Origin of the sequence: Oceanobacillus alkalisoli (genome assembly GCF_021556485.1) — a bacterium.
Lineage (GTDB): Bacteria > Bacillota > Bacilli > Bacillales > Amphibacillaceae > Oceanobacillus > Oceanobacillus alkalisoli.
Genome location: NZ_JAKGBW010000127.1, coordinates 1 through 251, shown reverse-complemented (window position 1 = coordinate 251; position 251 = coordinate 1). Strand labels below are relative to the sequence as shown.

Genomic DNA, 251 nt, shown 5'->3' with positions numbered 1-251 from the left:
ATTCTCTTCGATATGAACAAAGCTAGTCTTGGTGGAATAGCCATTTGAACGGCGAATAAAGGATTTCAAACCTAATTCAATCATTAAACGTCGAATGCGTTTGGGGCTGTACTTTTTCTTATAGTGGCGATTAATCGCCATCGTTATTCGCCGATAACCCCAAGTGCCTCGGCGCTGTTTAAATATCCTCTGGATTTTCTCCATCAGCCATTCATTTTCTTTTTGTTGATCTGTAGGTTCGTGTTTCAGCC

Annotated in this window: 1 protein-coding gene; it reads right to left on the bottom strand. The window is 41.0% G+C overall.

What is annotated here, in order from left to right; all coding sequences use genetic code 11:
* On the bottom strand, nt 1-251 hold a 251-nt coding region (locus tag LZD48_RS18660; protein WP_235764161.1), incomplete at both ends, for a helix-turn-helix domain-containing protein.